At 66.7% G+C, this 17,237-nt stretch carries 10 protein-coding genes and 1 pseudogene; 7 read left to right on the forward strand and 4 right to left on the reverse strand.

Going from position 1 to position 17,237, the window contains the following annotated elements:
- Positions 1-1,147 precede the first annotated feature (1,147 nt).
- Entirely contained in the window at positions 1,148-2,563 is a 1,416-nt protein-coding gene (gene gltX / locus Q8791_RS00860) for a glutamate--tRNA ligase (protein ID WP_330089599.1), read from the reverse strand.
- Between the two features lie 169 nt (positions 2,564-2,732).
- Between gltX and Q8791_RS00865 the strand changes: the two genes are divergently transcribed.
- Together Q8791_RS00865 and Q8791_RS00870 are read left to right on the forward strand one after the other, a co-directional pair.
- Positions 2,733-3,149 (forward strand): NUDIX hydrolase, encoded by a 417-nt coding sequence (locus Q8791_RS00865; protein ID WP_330089600.1) that lies wholly within the window; start codon positions 2,733-2,735, stop codon positions 3,147-3,149.
- A gap of 144 nt (positions 3,150-3,293) precedes the next feature.
- Positions 3,294-6,329, forward strand: coding sequence for an AAA domain-containing protein (locus Q8791_RS00870; RefSeq protein WP_330089601.1), 3,036 nt, complete (start codon positions 3,294-3,296; stop codon positions 6,327-6,329).
- 271 nt (positions 6,330-6,600) lie between these two features.
- Here Q8791_RS00870 and Q8791_RS00875 read toward each other — a convergent pair whose 3' ends face one another.
- The gene (locus Q8791_RS00875) at positions 6,601-8,307 is read right to left on the reverse strand and encodes a hypothetical protein (RefSeq protein WP_330089602.1); all 1,707 of its coding nucleotides are present in this window, start codon (positions 8,305-8,307) and stop codon (positions 6,601-6,603) included.
- Between the two features lie 706 nt (positions 8,308-9,013).
- Here Q8791_RS00875 and Q8791_RS00880 point away from each other — a divergent pair.
- Together Q8791_RS00880 and rmuC are read left to right on the forward strand one after the other, a co-directional pair.
- Positions 9,014-10,798: a hypothetical protein gene (locus tag Q8791_RS00880; RefSeq protein WP_330089603.1), complete on the forward strand. Its 1,785-nt coding sequence runs from the start codon at positions 9,014-9,016 to the stop codon at positions 10,796-10,798.
- Positions 10,799-11,014: 216 nt separating this feature from the next.
- Positions 11,015-12,691 (forward strand): DNA recombination protein RmuC, encoded by a 1,677-nt coding sequence (rmuC, locus tag Q8791_RS00885; protein WP_330089789.1) that lies wholly within the window; start codon positions 11,015-11,017, stop codon positions 12,689-12,691.
- A gap of 93 nt (positions 12,692-12,784) precedes the next feature.
- On the opposite strand, the gene Q8791_RS00890 is transcribed toward rmuC, so the two are convergent.
- The gene (locus Q8791_RS00890) at positions 12,785-12,928 is read right to left on the reverse strand and encodes a hypothetical protein (protein WP_330089604.1); all 144 of its coding nucleotides are present in this window, start codon (positions 12,926-12,928) and stop codon (positions 12,785-12,787) included.
- A 239-nt stretch (positions 12,929-13,167) separates the two neighbouring features.
- Between Q8791_RS00890 and Q8791_RS00900 the strand changes: the two genes are divergently transcribed.
- Positions 13,168-14,127, forward strand: a complete 960-nt coding sequence (locus Q8791_RS00900; protein WP_330089605.1) for an IS481 family transposase — start codon at positions 13,168-13,170, stop codon at positions 14,125-14,127.
- Positions 14,128-14,140: 13 nt separating this feature from the next.
- Positions 14,141-14,236 (forward strand): annotated as a pseudogene (locus tag Q8791_RS00905) (DUF397 domain-containing protein); the annotation flags it as partial.
- A gap of 70 nt (positions 14,237-14,306) precedes the next feature.
- Here Q8791_RS00905 and Q8791_RS00910 read toward each other — a convergent pair.
- Complete coding sequence (locus Q8791_RS00910; RefSeq protein ID WP_330089606.1) at positions 14,307-14,864, reverse strand: hypothetical protein; 558 nt, start codon at positions 14,862-14,864, stop codon at positions 14,307-14,309.
- Between the two features lie 233 nt (positions 14,865-15,097).
- On the opposite strand from Q8791_RS00910, the gene Q8791_RS00915 reads away from it, so the two are divergent.
- Entirely contained in the window at positions 15,098-17,164 is a 2,067-nt protein-coding gene (locus tag Q8791_RS00915; RefSeq protein ID WP_330089607.1) for a hypothetical protein, read from the forward strand.
- The last annotated feature ends 73 nt before the right edge of the window (positions 17,165-17,237 follow it).

A 17,237-nucleotide genomic window follows, 5' to 3' on the forward strand; every position in this document is an offset into this window, starting at 1 on the left:
CCCATCTACTCACCGCACTTTTGGCCCACAGGGCCGCACAGCATCTCGGTGTCCGTACACGGGTGGCGATTCGGTGGGACGACAGCGACAGCCTGCGCAGCCGTGACGACTACCGATCACGGCTTCTCCGAGAGCTCACGCGGGTGGCTCAGATACCGGTCGAGGACGAACAGCAAGTCTTCCGCCAGAGCCAGCGAGGCGACCGATACCAGCAGGCCTTACGGCGGCTGGATATCCAAGGTCTCATGGTGACGCGGCGAGGACTTCCCTGCCTTGATGTGGCCGCCGTGGATCGGCTCATGACCGAACAGGGCGTCTGCCCCAAGGCCTTGACCACCTCGGTGGCCGTAAACACGACCACGGCCCTCTGTCCGGCGCAGGAGACGGTTCCACTCATGCGCGGTGACGGGAAGGCCTTGTGGCATCTGGCCACGGTCGTGGACGACATCGAACAGCGCACAACCCTGATCGTGCGAGGTACCGACAAACGCGACGCCATACCCGTCCAGGTCCGCCTGTACTGGGCCCTCAACGAGGGAAGGCGCCCTCCGGCTCACCTGTTCCTGCCCAAACTGCTGGAGCCGGGGTCTGTAGTACCTCGCATCTCAGACCTGCTCGAACAGGGCGTCAGGCCCTCGACGCTGCGGTGCTTCCTCGCTGAGCCGTACCTGGGCCAACTACAACCAGCTGCACTGCCGGTCAGCTTCTCCGCCCTGGTGGGCCAGGTACGTGCGGTTCTTCCCCGGCACGGGGACAGCCTTCTGGACGAACGACGTCTACGGTCTCTGGACCGGAAGGTGTCCGTCACCCTCACTCCAGAGGTGGCCAAACAGGAACTGGATGACCGCTGTCCGGGGACATCACAGCGCGTCACTGCGTGGATCACCCAGTGCTACCCACGGCCGCTGTCCCAGCAGGTCCGACTGTGCCGGGCGCTCACCGATATGGAGATCGATCATGAACTGCCTCCCGCTCAGGCCGAGGAGGCATGGCGGTGGCTAGACGCATGGTCACGCGACATGGCGAAGGGCCCGCCTCCGCATCCGGTGCGCTGGGTGCTCACCGGGCAACGAGACGGGCCCTCGTCATCGGAACTCCTGGAGGTCTTCCCTCCACACCTGATGGCCCTGCGGTTGGCGTCGGCCCGTCAGGCGTTGAGCCGCTCCAGCGCCGCATGCAGGCGCTCCAGTGTGCGCTCGCGACCCAGCAATTCCAGTGACTCGAACAGTGGGAGCCCGACCGTGCGCCCGGTCACCGCCACCCGAACCGGCGCCTGAGCCTTGCCGAGTTTGAGCCCTTGGGCGGCACCGGCCTGCTCAAGGGCTCCCTTGAGGGCTTCGGCCTCCCAGTCCAGGGACTCGTCCGAATATGTGGCGATTGCGGCGGTGAGCATCTCCGCGCCGATGCCGGGCTTCATGGCCTTGGCCCAGCTCTTCTCGTCAAAGATGGGCAAGTCCAGGAACAGGAAGTCGACGTTGGGCACGATCTCGCTGAGCACCGCTACCCGGCTCTGCGCCAGCGGGGCGATCTGCGCGAACACGTCCGCGTCGAAGTCCTCCGGCCGCCATGGCACCTCATCACCCTCCAGATAAGGGGCGCAGCGCTTGACGAACTCGTCCACATCCAGGGCGCGGATATAGTCGCCGTTGAAGGCCCGCAGCTTCTTCTCGTCGAAGAAGGCCGGCGAGGAGTTGACATCGGCCAGGTCGAAGAGCGGGATCATCTCCTCGATCGGCATGATCTCCCGATCCTCGCCGGGAGCCCATCCCAGCAGCATCAAATAGTTGACCATGGCCTCGGGCAGGAATCCCTCAGCCTGGTAGGACTCCATGGCGACCTTGTCCCGGCGCTTGGACAGCTTCTGGCGCTTCTCGTTCACCAGCACCGGAGCGTGTGCCCACACCGGTGGGGTGTGCCCCAGCGCCTCCCACAGAAGCTGCTGTTTGGGGGCGTTGGACAGGTGCTCCTCCCCCCGGATGACGTGCGTGATACCCATCTCGACGTCGTCCACCACGTTCGCCAGCACGAACAGCGCGGTGCCGTCACCTCGGGCGATGACGAAGTCCTCCAGGGCCTCGTGCGGGAACTCCACCCGGCCCCGAATCTGGTCCTCGACCAGGGTCGGGCCACCTTCGGGGATGCGGAAGCGCAGTGCCCTACCCGGCCCGGCCTCCAGGCCACGGTCGCGGCAGAACCCGTCATAGCCCAGGTTGGGGTTGTCTCGGCGGGCCTGGACCTGCTCACGCTTGCAGTCGCAGTAGTAGGCCAGCCCTTCCTTGCGCAGGCGCTGGGCGGCCTCGGTGTGCTTGTCGGCGTAGTCGGTTTGGGAGTAGGGGCCCTCGTACTGGGTGGCGTCCACGCCTAGCCAGGCCATCGCGGCCAGGATGCCCTCGGTCCACTCGGGACGGGAACGGGCGGCGTCGGTGTCCTCGATCCGCAGCACCATGGCGCCGCCGGATTGTCGCGCGACCACCCAGTTCAGCAGCAGGGACCGGGCGTTGCCCACGTGGAACATGCCGGTCGGAGAAGGTGCGAACCTGGTGCGAATCGAGGTGTCAGTCACCCCACAGAGCCTAGCGCGATTGGCTGCTGTGCCAGGGAGGGACAGCGATCCGCCCGAAGAATCCGAAGAGCCCTGATCAGAGAGTTCATCGGACACGACCCCGTACAGCTCACTCCCCCTGTTTACTTCACGGGTACTGAGCCACACGCCCTCGAAAGCGAGCCTTTCCGTGCCCGACACCTTCTACGTCCCGCGCATGTTCCCCGTCTCGGTCAAAGGCGTCGTCATCCGCGACGACAGGGTGCTGCTGTTGCGCAACGAGCGCGACGAGTGGGAGCTGCCGGGCGGCAAGATCGAGCTCGGTGAGACCCCTGAGGAGTGCCTGGCCCGGGAAATCGAGGAGGAGACGGGCTGGCCCGTTCAGGTGACCGAGATTCTCGACTCGTGGATTTATCACATCACCCAGGTGGACCGGTATGTCTTCATCGTCACCTACGGGTGCCACGTGGACGCCCAGGCCCTGATCGTGGTCTCCAGCGAACACAAGGAAGCGGGCCTGTTCTCCGCGACGGAGGTACATGGCCTGCCGATGCCCGAGGGCTACAAACGGTCGGTCCTGGCCTGGTTCGCCCGAAACCGGCCTTGAACGCGAAGTGACGCAATCCGGCTGAAGACTGCGGGGGAACGACCCTCATCGACTCCCCGCACGCGACCCCCTGCGGAACGTCACCGGGCTGGGGCATACTCCTGAACGCCGGTTCCCCAGTGCTGACGACGCCGAAAGGGTCTTGTGACTTCCCCGAGTACACTCCCCGAACCAGCCGACCAGTTCCTCACCGCCCTCGCCCACGAGATCAAGGCCCACTTGGCGGACAACGCCAACGCCCAGGAGAAGGTCTCCCTCAAGGACGGCGAACGCGTCCGGGTCGGCGATGGCGACCACTCCCACGAGTACCTGTTCTCCTGCACCCGTTGGAAGGATTCCTTCGAGTCCGACCGGCTTCTGGCGCGCCCCTCCCGTTCCCGCCAGCCCTGGGAGCACGCCGCGGCCACGGCCCACCCAGACGGGAAGATCCTCGTCACCACGGAGGCAGACCTCGGTGACCGCCCCGGAAACGTCCAACTCCGTGACGACGAGACATGGTCCCTGACCGCCCTCGCTGACCGTATCCGGGACTGTGGACAAAGCCCCGGTCCCGTGAACGTGGCCACCGCGTCCTGGATCCTCGGAGACGGTGACCCCACGGTCGGGACACTGGCCGACCCGCACCGGTACATCAGCGGATACCGGAACATGACTCTCAACAAACGCCAGCGCCAATCTGTGGAACAGGCCCTGGGCAGCGACATCACCTTCATCTGGGGCCCGCCCGGCACCGGCAAGACCGAGGTGGTCTCCCTGATCATCGAGGGATCCCACCGTCTCGGCGAACGGATCCTGTTTCTGGCGCCCACCCGGGTGGCTGTCGACCAGGCGCTGGAGCGGGTCTGTGAACGGCTGGAAGGCGAGGACGATTTCGATACCGGTCTGGTGCAGCGGGCCGGGGATATCGAGGTCGACTCGCTCCGGGAACGGTTCGGTTCGGTGATCGACCCAGAGATGATCGCCGGACGACTGGGTGTGGACCTCTCCGCCCGGGCCGGGGAACTGGAGGAGACCCTCGAACTCGCCACAACCCAGCGCCTCGCACACGAACGCCTCGCCCAGGCCGAGGCAGAGCTGGGAAGTGCATGTTCCTTTGCGGGAGAGATCACTGACGAGATCTCCCACCACCGAACCCGGATCACCCGCGCCCAGAGGGAACTCGACCAGGTGGTCGCGAGCGTCGAGACGATCGGGCCCCCCTCGGGGGTGTTCGCCAAACGCAAGGCCGAGCGGCTGGCACGCCTGATCGAGGAGCGGGATCGCCTCCGCAGCGCTCTCAGTGAGGAGCAGCGGCGGATCGATACCTCCACCGATCGCTTGGAGGACGTCAACAGGGCGATCACCGAACGCGTCCGCGAACGGGATTCCGCTCTGGCAGCCACCCGTGGCCTTCCTTCCGCCGATGGGGTGGAGGAGCTGATCGGCCAGGCCGAGTCCGAGCTCGCCGAGGTCCGTAACGAGCTCGACGGGCTGCTGGAGGCAGTCCGTTCCCGGTGCCGGATCATGGGCACCACCCTGTCCAAGGCCCTGCAGAGCCACCGCCTCCTGGAGGAGGTGGACACCGTGGTCATCGACGAGGCCGGCATGGTCGACCTGCCCTCCGCGTGGTGTGCGGCCGGGTTGGCCAGCAAGCGTGTCGTGGTCGCCGGGGACTTCCGGCAGCTGCCCGCCATCACCCAGGCTTCCGGGTCCAGGGCGCTCCAGCCAGAGGAACAGGAACACTCCCGACAGTGGATGGACCGGGACGTCTTCCACGCCGCGGGGCTGGTCGACCCCTCCGGTCGGGTGACCGGCGACCCCCGCCTGGTCGGTCTGTCCACCCAGTACCGCATGCGTCCCGGCATCTGCGCCGTGGTCAACGAGGTCGCCTACCGTGATGCTCCCCTGACCACCGAGCGCAAGGACTGTTCCCGACTGCCGCACTCGCCGCTGGTGGACCAGTCGGTGGTGCTGGTGGACACGTCCGGCAACCGTGTCCAGGTTGGCGGCGCGGGTCGGCACAAGTCCAACCAGGTACACGAGGCCGTCATCCACGAGCTGGTTCGCGGCCTGCAGTACGACGGGGTCCTGCCCGGGCGAAAACACGACGATCCCGTGACCCCCGCTCAGCGCATGGCGGTCATCTCCCCCTACCGGGACCAGGTCAAGCACCTGCGCAGCAGTATGAAGTACCGGTTCGGCCAGGAGTACGAGGGGCTGGCCGACACCGTGCACCGGTTCCAGGGCAGTCAGCGGCCCTTGGTCATCGTGGACACCGTGGCCGGTGCCGGGGACACACCGGGCTTCTTCTACAGCGGCACGGGGATGTCCTCGTCCACGGCCCGGCTGCTCAACGTGGCACTGAGCCGTGCCCAGGACCACCTCGTGGTCGTCGCCGACGTCGAGTACCTGCGCGAACATCTGCGGCCGGGCAGCGAAACCGTGATCATGCTCGACGCCCTGGAGAAGTCGGCACAGCGGGTCCCAGCCCAGGAGCTGGTTCCCGTCCGTAGCGCCGGCGACCTCGTCGGCTTGAGCGAGGAGGAACTGCGCCGTCCTGCCTTCTTCCCTGCCGACGAGGTGACCAGGGCCTTGGAGTGGGACCTGGCCCGGGCCAACGAGAGCATCGAGATCTACTGCGCCTTCCTCAACAGCCGACCCGTCGAACGCTGGCTCAAGCACTTGGCCCCGCGCATCGCCCAAGGGGTGCGGGTCACCGTGTTCACCCGCCCGGTCGGTGACAACCAGGACAAGAACGCCGAACGACACCAGGCACAGATCCAGCGCCTACGAGAACAGGGATGCGAGGTGCGTCCCCGTGAGCGGATGCACGAGAAAGTCGTGGTGCTGGACGGCACGGTGCTCTGGCACGGCTCCCTGAATCTGTTGTCGAGCGACGGGCCCACCGACCTGATGATGAGGTTGACTGACCCCGACGCCTGCGATCGGGTCCGGCACATCGTGGAACGGGCCCGCCGGGACCAACCCCTGCAACACGTCCGTCAGGCCCAGAGCGAGCAAGCGGCCCTCGCAGACGCCCCCGGCATCGGCGAGGTGGTGGGCGACCGCCTGTACCTCAAGGTCCCCTTCGGCGAGAAGGATGTGGCCAAGCGCGAGGTCAGGGCCCGGTGGGACGGAAAGGCCCGCCTGTGGTGGGTACGCCCGGACACCCCCCGGGAGAAACTCACACGCTGGCTGTGACAGCCCCCGCCGCCCGCGCCCTCTCGGAGCGCGGGCGTGGTTACGCCCAGGGGCCGGTGGCGCGGTTGCGTACCGGCTTCACCGGCCCTGTGATCGGCCTACTATCCATGATCCCACCGCTAAGGAGTCGCTCCTGCGAGGACTGTCTCCTTCGCGGCGCGTGGCAGGTCGGACCGCGATTCGGCCAGTGGTCAGGCCGCATACTGCCGATTCTGGTCCCGCATATAGAAAGGAGAGTAGACGCTCTCCGTCTTGTCCTGGCTCATGGTCCTCAATTGGTCCTGGTGTTGCGGAGATGGCGACCGATGAAGCCGACCACAACCTGCCCGTGGTCTGCAGTGCAGTCGAGGAAGTGCAAGCGTGGGGAGATGGAGCCGCGCGAGTCCAGTTTGATGTGCGCCTCCATTAGGGCTTCGCCGTCGGGATGGACTTCCAGAGGGACAGGGAAGACTCGTTCGTCACCCCACTGCGTGAGCGTACTCCGACTCTCCGACATCGCGACCTGCTTGTGCGCGTAGGGTCGGCCTCCCGGTGGTGGGTTCTGGCAGAATTCGTAGAAGGCTCCGGAAAATCTGTCCTTCTTGGCTTGGGCATAGCTATCCAGCGACCTCAGGGCTTCCCACGCCTTGCGCGCCCACACCGCTCGCTTGCTGCCGGCGACCTCGTCGAGCTCTAGAGTGAGAGGCTTGTCGCCCGTGTAGAGGATGTGGGATAGGCGTGGAAGGTTATCCAGCAATTCCTCGAAGGAGTCCGGAAGTTCTTCAGGGTTGAGTACAGGGAATGCATCCTCTGGTCCACCTGCTCCGTTCAGCAGTGCGTCTTGGACGCGCACCAATTGACTCTTAGTCTTGGATAGCTGTTCCTGCGTGGAGAGATGTTCAGTGATCTCCTCTTCGATCTCCAATTCCAGGTTTTCATGGCGTTCAGCCAACGACTCCACCTGTCGGCTGGCGAGATCATAGCTTTCCTTGAGCTCAAGGTACTGCTGGTCAGCGAGAGAAAGAAGGGATGTCAGGTATTCGATCTCATCCCGGAGCTCACGCGAAGCATCCGCGTTCGTTGAGGCCTCTCGCGCCGATGCTCGTTCTTGGTTACGTGTGGCGCGTTCAATGTCGAAGACATCTTGGAACGCGGCCCCACGAATCGCCGAAGGAAGCGGTGCCGACCGAGCGCGCTCCTGCACGTTTCGACTGATGTTTTTCCACGCGTAACCGTCAGGTGTCATGAGGCGAACCTGGGACAGCAGACGGTGCCGGTGCGAGTCGGCAGGCAACTCTACGTCGACGTCAGGCAGGTAGGTCCGAATCGCCCCGGGCGCAACCCGAAAGACATCACCGAGCTCGTTGCGTAGTGCGTTGCATGCTGCCTCATCCTCCAGCTCGTACAACGACGCGGATCCGACAGCCCCCCTGATCGTTCGAGCGACCTTTTGGCGCCATCCTTCTGTATGCCGAGTCGGCCGCGCGATAACGATGCACGGAAGACGGCGGTCCGGGTTCGTCAGTACAGCGACGAGCTGGTGGATGCGCAGCGCAGTGATGGGTTGGGGCCGAACTGTCAGCGGAGCGGGACCGTCACGGAGCGGCAGTTCCTCGGTCAGTTCCCCGATCAGGCGGGGCCGACCCGGATTTACCGCTTCACCGTCCGTGGGGTTGTACTCCAGGTCGACACTCACCCAACCCGTCTTTGGGCCAGTACTTACGGCCGTCACCGTTGTGTGGAATAGCCCTACCGGCGAGGTGTCGCGGAGCCGGTAACGCAAGCCGCTCTCGCTGCCGTCCTCAGCGTAGGCGCTTGCGATGTACAAGGTCGAGTCCTCGGACACCTGGTGGATTCCCGACGCAGACAGCGGCTTACCACCGGGGTGCTTGCTCTGCACCCAACTGGTGGTGCAACGCCGGACGACCGCCATCAGGTCGACGTCGTCGTCGCTGCGAACGGGCAGCACCGCTCGGTGCACCAGGGGGGGTATGGACATACGTGCTCCGTGGGATTCTCTTGTTTGATGGTGACGTGCGTGGTCTACGTCGCCTGGGAAAAGGTACGGCAGCCCGTCCAGGAAGGGGTGGTGCGGGGTGGCCTGAGAGGTTCAACCTCGGTGTCATTTGCCTCTGTGACCGTGATCGTCACCTCCACCAGCATGAAGTGCACGCGGAAGCCGGGGTAAGGCACAACAGAATCCGCAACGCTACGGCCGGGCGATGACGATATCCCAATCGTCACTGCTGGGGAGATCGCTGCCGGCAGCGCTGAAACCACCCGAGACGGCTACAGGCCAACGCCTGCGAGTGCTCATCGTCCTGGTGGTGGGCCCGAGGGGCTGATTTCCGCCGACACCAAGGGAGATGCTGGGGGTGACAGCGAAGCTGTCTACGCCAACTCGTTCCATATCACGCAGCCACGAGGGGGTGAGATGTTCGAGCGGTACGTCAAAACGCGAGCGCGGCCCCGAGGCGGCTCCATCCAGCACGGCGCTATTCAGGCTGGGCTCCTTCTGCCGCGCCTACCGCAGACATTGGGAGGCTCTCGCCCCGATAAGGCCGACCAGAGGATGCAGTCGTAGACGTCCTGTTCGAGGAGGCCTGGGCGCAACCCGGCGGTCCTGATTGTGACAGGGAAACGGTACAACTGAGGGGCCGAACCGGGCTCTGCTGGAAAGACCCCCTCACAAGAAATGTCACTACATGACTGATCACAGTCCCTACGTCGGGCGTGTGTACGCGGCCTTGTCCAGGTCGATGAGTCTTCGCAGCCTGGAGATCGGCCGCACGACTATGAACCGCTGGGCGCGTGCGCGTCTGCGCTCCCCCCTCCCCAAGGGCATTCGCGGCGGATCTGTCGAGTGGAGCGACGATGCCGGTTGGTCGTTGCTCCTGTCCGTCCTGGACGAACCGGAGCAGCGGTACTGGCTGAACCGCGCTCCGGTCGCCGGTGTGTCCGTTGTCGCGGACTGGGCTCTCCAACTGGTCGAGGAAGTCCGGACTCCGAACGCGGGCCTCCTGTTCTCCCTGGTGGATCTCCACACGAAAAGGGTGTCGCACACCGAGCCGCCGGAGGAGGTGGACCGGGAGCTCGCGGCCTACGAAGATCCGGCCAAGCGGTACGGCGGTTTCTGGGCGAACGGGCAGATCCCCATGGAGAAACCACGGGAGCTTGAGACCAGAGTCGCCGCCCTCTCGCTCACCGACGTGATGCACGACTTCCTGAGCCGGGACGGAATCGACAGCGGCCAGTACGCCGTGCGCGGAGCCCAAGAAAAATGGAGGCGTGGGACGTATCTTGGCCTGTTCATCGACGAACGGGCTGGCCAGGATGCGCGGACCGTTCTGGGGTTGGGGACGGTGGCTCCCGCGGGCAAGTCCGGGACCTTCGAACGGAAGGTTGAAATCTCTCATTACGCCCGCCTGTCGCAACCAGTCCCCCTGGAGCTCTTCTCCGATCTGGGCAAGGTCGTCAAGGAGTCCTTCGACCGCAACCGAAATCTGACCCCGGTGGCTGGGCAGAGGATTCTGGCGAGGCTGACCGACAGGTCGCCCGAGGCTGCCCGGCTCATCGCATGGCTCGAAGAGCAGATCAGGCTGGAGGAGCCCTCTACCGAGGACCGTCCGGCCCGACCGCTGGAACGCGACGCGCTCGGTGTGCTCTTCGAGGCTTTCGACATCGAACGGGAGCACCTGCTGAGCTGGCGCAGGGAAAGCGAAGCTGATCCGTTTCTCACGGGACTCGCCGGGGCCCGGAAGGGGGGCCGGTTCAACCCGCAGGAGAAGTGGCAGGTGGACTTCGACGCCACCAACTTCCCCGGCTGGAGGTTCCACAACACCGATCACGTGGCCTGGCGCAGGTTCCAGAACAAGTACGGGTCCAGGTCCCTGCTGGTGGCCAATATCGACCGCACGCCCGCGGAGACCAAGACCGGCGTGGATCTGGTCTACTACAACCCCCACGGCGGCAACTTCGTCATGCTCCAGTACAAGACGATGCGTCAGACCGAGGAGGGCCTGTACAGCAGCATCGACGAGCGGTTCCTCACACAGATCAAGCGCATGCGCGAGTTGGACGAGAAGACCCGCGACACCACGCCCAGGCACCCGGACATCCGCCTCGTCGACACCCCGTGTTTCATCAAGCTGTGCGCTCCCCAGACGCGCATGTCAGCGGGTACCGAACTCATCTCGGGCATGTACTTCACCCGTGAGCACTTCGAGATCCTCCACGAACACACCGAGGACCTCGGGCACAGCACGGGCAAGCGGATCCGCCAGGCCTCGATTCCCAGGTACCTGACCGGCACCGACTTCATCTCCCTTATGTCCAACGGCTGGCTGGGCAGCCGAGGCACGGGAACCGAGCAGTTGTACGAACAGCTCGACCTCTCGCTGGCCGAGGGCAGGTCAGTCATGCTGGGGACGCATACGGACGGGCTTCCCCTAATGAACCACAGCTCGGGGCAGTGGCAGGAGAACTTCTGATCCCCAACCGAGGGCAAATGGTCGGAACAGTCTGATAACTGGCCTTATCAAAGAATCAACTGCATTCCCGCCTGGGAGTTCTCTATGGTGATGGCCATCGCGTTTCACCCACTGCCCGTATTTCTCGGGCGACTCCTGGAACGCGGTGGTCCCATCCTCTTCGTAGGCCTTCGACCCGGTCTGCGCACTTCCCTTAGAGGAATCACCGTGAACACCATGCTCATCTTCGCCCTCCTCGCCGCGACGGCCACGATCTCCGCCGTACTCGGCCACCTGTTCGCCCGCCACCGCTCCGAGTCCCGGAACCGCCACCACAGCGACGAGCGGAACCGTCTGGGCACAGAGTTGCGGCTCGCCGAAGAACAGCGCGACCAGGCCCGTACCCAGGCCGAGACGCTGCGCCGGGAGCGCGACGAAGCCCAGAGCGCCCAGCGCGAACGGGAGATCGCTGCGACCGAACAGAACGCCAGGTTGGAAGCCGCATCCGGGCGGATCGGCGCTTTGGAGGTCGAACTCGACGCCCTCCGAGGCCAGAACCAGAGAGCCGCCACCGATGCGGGGGGACTGAGGAAGTCCCTTGACGAGAGTCGGCAGCGGCTCCGCGATCTGGAGGGGGAACTGACCACCGCCGAAAGGGACAAGGCCGCGCTGGAGGCGGTGGCCGACCAGCGAAAGGAACTCATCGACGAACACAAGGCCGTCATCGAGAAGCTGCGCACCGAGCGGGCAGGGCTGGAGAAGCGGCAGGCCGAAGTGACCGCGATCCAGAAGGAGCTGGACCAGGCCCGCGAGAAGCACAGTCGACTCCAGAGCGACCAGATCAAGTCGGTCGTGGCCGAGATGCTGAGCACGTCGCAGGAGAAGCTGGCGGCGACGGCCAACGAGAGCCTGGGCGGGGCCGCCAAGGCCGTCACCGAGAAGCTTCAGGAGCTGGGCGTACAACTGCGCGAGGTCGACGGCAAGCGCGCCTCGACCGAGGCCAGGCTGGACGAGCAGATCAAGAACCTGGCGAAGGAGAGCCTGGAGAGCCGCAAGCAGACGGCGTCACTGGTGCAGGCACTGCGCAAGTCGCATGTTCGCGGTCAGTGGGGCGAACTCCAGCTCAAGCGGGCCGTGGAGATGGCCAACCTGCGGGAGCGTTGCGACTTCGACCTCCAGGTAGTGGTCAAGGAGGACGGGAAGGTCCTGCGGCCGGACATGGTCGTCAACCTCACCGGTGACAGGCGTGTCGTCGTGGACGCCAAGGTTTCGCTTGACGCGTTCATGTCGGCTCTGGAGGCGACTGAGGAAACCGAGCGGGACCGCCTCATGGGTGAGCACACCCGCCAGGTCCGCGCGCACGTGGACGGGCTCGCGGCCAAGAAGTACCACGACAAGGTCGAAGGCAGCGCTGACTTCGTTCTCATGTTCCTGCCGAGCGAGGCGCTGTTGCAGGCTGCGATGAACCAGGATGCCGGGCTCTACGAGTACGCGCTCGACAAGCGGGTCGTCATCGCTTCCCCGACGGTCCTGGTCTCCATGCTCCGCACCATCGCCCTGTCCTGGAACGAGAAGATGATGCAGGAGAACACGGAGAAGATCCGCAAACTGGGCCGGGAGGTCTACGAGCGCCTCGCCACGTTGAGCGATCACCTCGGTAACCTCGGCCACCACATCGACAAGACCGTGGAGTTCTACGACAAGACGATCGGCTCGCTGGAGGGACGGATTCTGAAGCCCGCACGCGACTTCACCAAGCTCGGTATCCAATCGAACAAGAAACTGGCTGAGCGGAAGCCAGTGGAACGTCAGACACGTGCGTTGGTCGCTCCGGAGCTGGTGCGTGCGGTCACCACGGAGCCTGTCGTGCCTGCCGTCGGAACCGCCCGTCCGGAGACCGAGCAGCTCAACTGAGGAGTGTGCGGCGGAACGGCGCGGCCCTTCCCGGTGGGTTCCGGGGAAGGCCGCGGCCGCGTGCGGTGATCGGTACGTGGCGCGTGATGTACGTCAAGCCGTGGCGGGAGCTAGGGAACCGTCGCCGATCGTCCGTGCCCAAGGACGAGTGGCAAGCGGGTCGGTGTCCAGGATGCCGTGCGGTCGCAGGAACGGGAGGAGGGCGTCGATGTCGGCGGCCTCATCGTTCAAGCTCATCGACGATGTGCTGCGGCCCCTGGAGGACATGGCATGATCATCCAACTTGAGTTCCGCAAGAGCAGCTACACCGCCCAAGGACAGGAGTGCGTTGAAGTTGCCCACTTCCCCGAGAGCTTCCGCGCTAGCTGTACTGACCATGGAGGTTGGTAACACCCACCCCGGCTGACACAAGCGAAGAGGGCCTCCGGTATCGGTGTGGATTGCGAGATCTACCCCGAAGCACCGGAAGGCCCTCGATGCCCCACACTACCCACGCCAACGCCCGCCTCACACCCGCCGGACGCCTGGCCCTGGCCCGCTGCGTCGTCGACCAGGGCTGGCCCCTGCGCCGGGCCGCCGAACGCTTCCAGACCAGCCCCACCACCGCCGAGCGGTGGGCGAGCCGCTACCGCACCCTGGGCGAGGCCGGGATGGTCGATGCCTCCAGCCGCCCCCACCGCAGTCCCCTACGCACCCCCACCCGCCGCGAGCGCCGCGTCATCAAACTCCGCCACCTGCGCCGGTGGGGACCGGCCCGCATCGGCGGCCACCTGGGCATGCACCCCTCGACCGTGCACCGCATCCTGACCCGCTACAAGTGCGCCCGCCTGACCCACACCGACCGGGCCACCGGACGCGCGGTGCGCCGCTACGAACGCTCACGGCCCGGCGAGCTGGTGCACGTGGACATCAAGAAGCTCGGCAACATCCCCGACGGCGGCGGCCACAAGGCGCTGGGCCGGCCCCAGGGCCGCAAGAACCGCTCCAGGGCCGGGTACGCCTACCTGCACAACGCCGTGGACGACCACTCCCGCCTGGCCTACACCGAGATCCTCACCGACGAGAAGAAGGACACCGCCACGGGGTTCTGGAAGCGGGCCCGGGCCTACTTCGCCTCGGCCGGCATCACCGTGGAACGGGTGCTGACCGACAACGGGTCCTGCTACAAGTCCCACGCCTGGCGGGACCTGTTGGCCGACCAGGGGATCAAGCACAAGCGCCCCCGCCCCTACCGGCCCCAGCCCAACGGCAAGGTCGAGCGCTTCAACCGGACCCTGGTCGAGGAGTGGGCCTACGCCCGCCCCTACCGGTCCGAGGCCGAGAAGCGGGAGGCGTTCACCGGATGGCTGCACCACTACAATCACCACCGGTTCCACACCGCCATTGGCGGCCCTCCCGCCTCCCGCGTCACCAACCTCTCAGGTCAGTACAGCTAGCAACGACAGCTGCGCTGCCATCCGCGACTCCAAGCACCCCGACGCCGGACACCTCCCCTTCCCCGCCACCGAGTGGATCGGCTTCCTCTCCGCAGCTCTCTCGCGCTGACCAGTAGACACAACAGTGCCCGGCCGCTGCCTTCCCCTGACAGCGACCGGGCACCCCCGTCTTTCCGCGCTCACCCGCGCTCACCGGGCAGCAGGCACGGGCTTCCCTCCTCCTCCCGCAGCCACCCCTGGTCCACCAGGTATCGGATGACCAGCGCGCCCTCCCACCGGTCCCAGCCAAACACCGCCTCCAGCTCGCGCCAGGTCGGCCCGCGCCCATGAGCCTCCGTGTACTCACCGGCGTAGGCGCACACCCATGGCTCCAGCCCTTGAACGATCCGGTGCGCCCGCATCGCCTGGTTGGTCCTCAGCCTCCGCTGCTCATCCGGCTTCCGGGGCTCCGCACGTCGGGGGCTCGGAACACGCAGCCCCTCAACAGAGGACCGGGCCGCGCGAACGGAGTAGGGAAGTTCCTCCTGGGAGGTCAGGTGCCACCCCTTGCAGGACGGGCACTCGTAGGCCCGACGCGGCATCCGGTTCGATCGATCCCTCCCGTAACGGCGGATGGTGGCCAGGGCGAGCTGGGCGCTGACCTGGTCCTTGAACCAGCGCTTGCCACAGCTGCGCGGACGTGCAGCGCGCGGCGGACGGGTGGTGCTCCTGCGGGAACGTGCGTGCAGTCGGCTCACGAGGGGTCCTCCTGGTCTACCGGTGCCGGTGGCGCACCGGACGCCGTGGTGTGGGAGGCGGGCGGCTGTCCGCCCGCGCCGTTGAGAGGACAGTAGCCAGAAAGCCCTGAAACCAATACGCCAAGGAGCGATAAGCCCGGTTATCAAAAGATGGACCATAAGAGTGGAGATTCTGCTCTAGAGTGGCCTCACCCCCTCCCCCGCCCCCAGCACAGAGAGCGAGGAAGCACCGGATGCCGTCGTCACCCCCGTTGCTCTCCCTGTCCGACATCGCCACCCTCGCCCGTGTCCAGCGCCCGGTGGTCTCCACCTGGCGGCGCCGCTACCCGGACTTCCCGGCTCCCGTCGCGGAGAGGGGCAACCGCACCTGGTTCGACGGCCGCACGATCGCCGACTGGCTCACCACCACCGGCCTGGGCAACACCCCCGCCGGCGAGATCGGCCCGGAACTGGTCGCGCACGGCCTCGTCCGCCTCGCCGAGGAGATCGGCGTACAGCGCCTCGTCTCCGTGCTCGGCGCGCTGCTGTGCCTGCACCACATGGACGAGAAGCCGCTCGCCGACATCACAGAGGACGCGCTGCTCGACCGGGTGGAGCGCATGGATCCCGAGGACGAGTTCTTCCGGCGGGAGCTGGTCGAGGATCCCGCTCTCTCTGCCCGCCTGGCGCCCCTGGCCGAAGAGCTGGTCGAGGCCGCCTACACCCCCGGCGGCGCCCACGAACACCTCATGGCCCATCGGCACCGCCTCGGCCTTACCGGCCCCGACACCGGTTCCCTCTCCCCCGGACTGCGCCGCCTGATCGTGCGCGTTGCCGACCCGCTGGGGCGCGTCCGCGATGACGGCACCCTCACCGTCGCCGACCCGCACGCGCTGTGCGGGGACCTGCTCCACGACGTCGTGGCCGCGCTCGACGATCCCTCCGACACCACGGCCCTGGCCGCGGAGCGCAGCGCCTTCCTGGCCCGGCTCACCCGCCGCCGTCTGGAGCTGTCCGGGGTTCCCGAACTCGGCCTGGACGTGCAGGAGGGTGACGAACTGGAGGAGCGGCTGGCCGACCCCGACCTGATCGTGACCACCCTGCCCTACCAGGCCGGGGAGAGCCGTTCCAGGGCCCGGGTCCTAGAGGAGGTGGAGTCCATCGGGGACTTGCTCGGCGAGGGCTGCACGGCGGTGGTCGTCGGCCCCGCCGACGCCCTGGTCGGAGAGCTGGACGCACGCGAGGCGCAGATCCGCTCACGCCTGCTGCGCAGCGGCCTGGTCGAGTCGGTCACCACCCTCCCCGGCGGCGCCGACCCCTACCGGCCCGGCTACGGGTGCGCTATGTGGACCCTGACCCGGGAGCCGGTGTCCGCCGCGCGCGGCCGGGTGCTCATCAGCGACATCGGTGCCCGTTCCCTGGAGTCGGGCGTCGGGGAGGCCCTAGCCGAGGACATCCTGCTCTGGCGGCGCGAGGGACACCACCTGGGCGGCCACGACCCCCGGTACGGCCTGTCGGTGACCGTCAAGGACTTGGAGGAGCGGTTCGGCGCTCCCCTCGTGCCCCCGGGGCCACCGGTCTCGCGGATCCTGTCCCGCACTGCTCGCGACCGTCCGGCCTTGATCGCCGAGGCCGAAGCACGCCTGTCCGAGGCGGAGAGCGAGGCGCGGTCGCATGCGGACGCGCGCGGCCCGCTGCGCGGCGGGCTGGTGCGCCGGGTGGGTCCCGCACCGGAGCGGGTCACCGTGGGAAACTTGGTCAGACAGAAACGGATCGTTCCGGTCAAGGGGCACCGGATCGCGGCCGAGCACATCGAACCTCGGGGGCAGTTCCCCGTTCTCGGCCCGGACGAGGTGCTGGGCCGGGCACCGCGCGACGGCCGGTGGATCGACCAGGTCGTGTTCGCGGTGGAGTACCCGCACGCGGCCCTGACCGAACCGGGCGACGTGGTGTACACGACCGGCCCGGAGTTCGGGGCGATGATCGACCACGAGGGCTCCTCGGTGGTGGCCTTTCCCGCCCGGATCCTGCGGGTGAACTGCGAGGCCAGGCGGGCGCTCACCCCCCGGGTTCTGACGCTGCTGCTGGAGGGGGCCTCCTCCGCGCAGCGACCGGCGAGGGCGGTCCGCGCCCCGCGCGGGGTCGGGGAGATCGCCCTGCCCGACCTGCACCCGGAGGAGGTGGCCCGGCTGGACGCAGTGCTCGCCGGGGCCGAACGCAGACGCGCGCTGCTGGACGAGCAGTACGCCGAACTCGACACGATCCGGCGGTTGAGCTCCGCCGGGTTCAGTGACGGGACGCTGGCCGTCCCTACTACCTGACAGACTCTTCCGCGTATCCCCGCTGTTTCGGCTCCGCCCTCCCCTGGTGTGGCCGCGCCGCCGGGCAGCACCA

This window comes from Nocardiopsis codii (assembly GCF_036327455.1).
Taxonomy (GTDB): Bacteria; Actinomycetota; Actinomycetes; order Streptosporangiales; family Streptosporangiaceae; genus Nocardiopsis; species Nocardiopsis codii.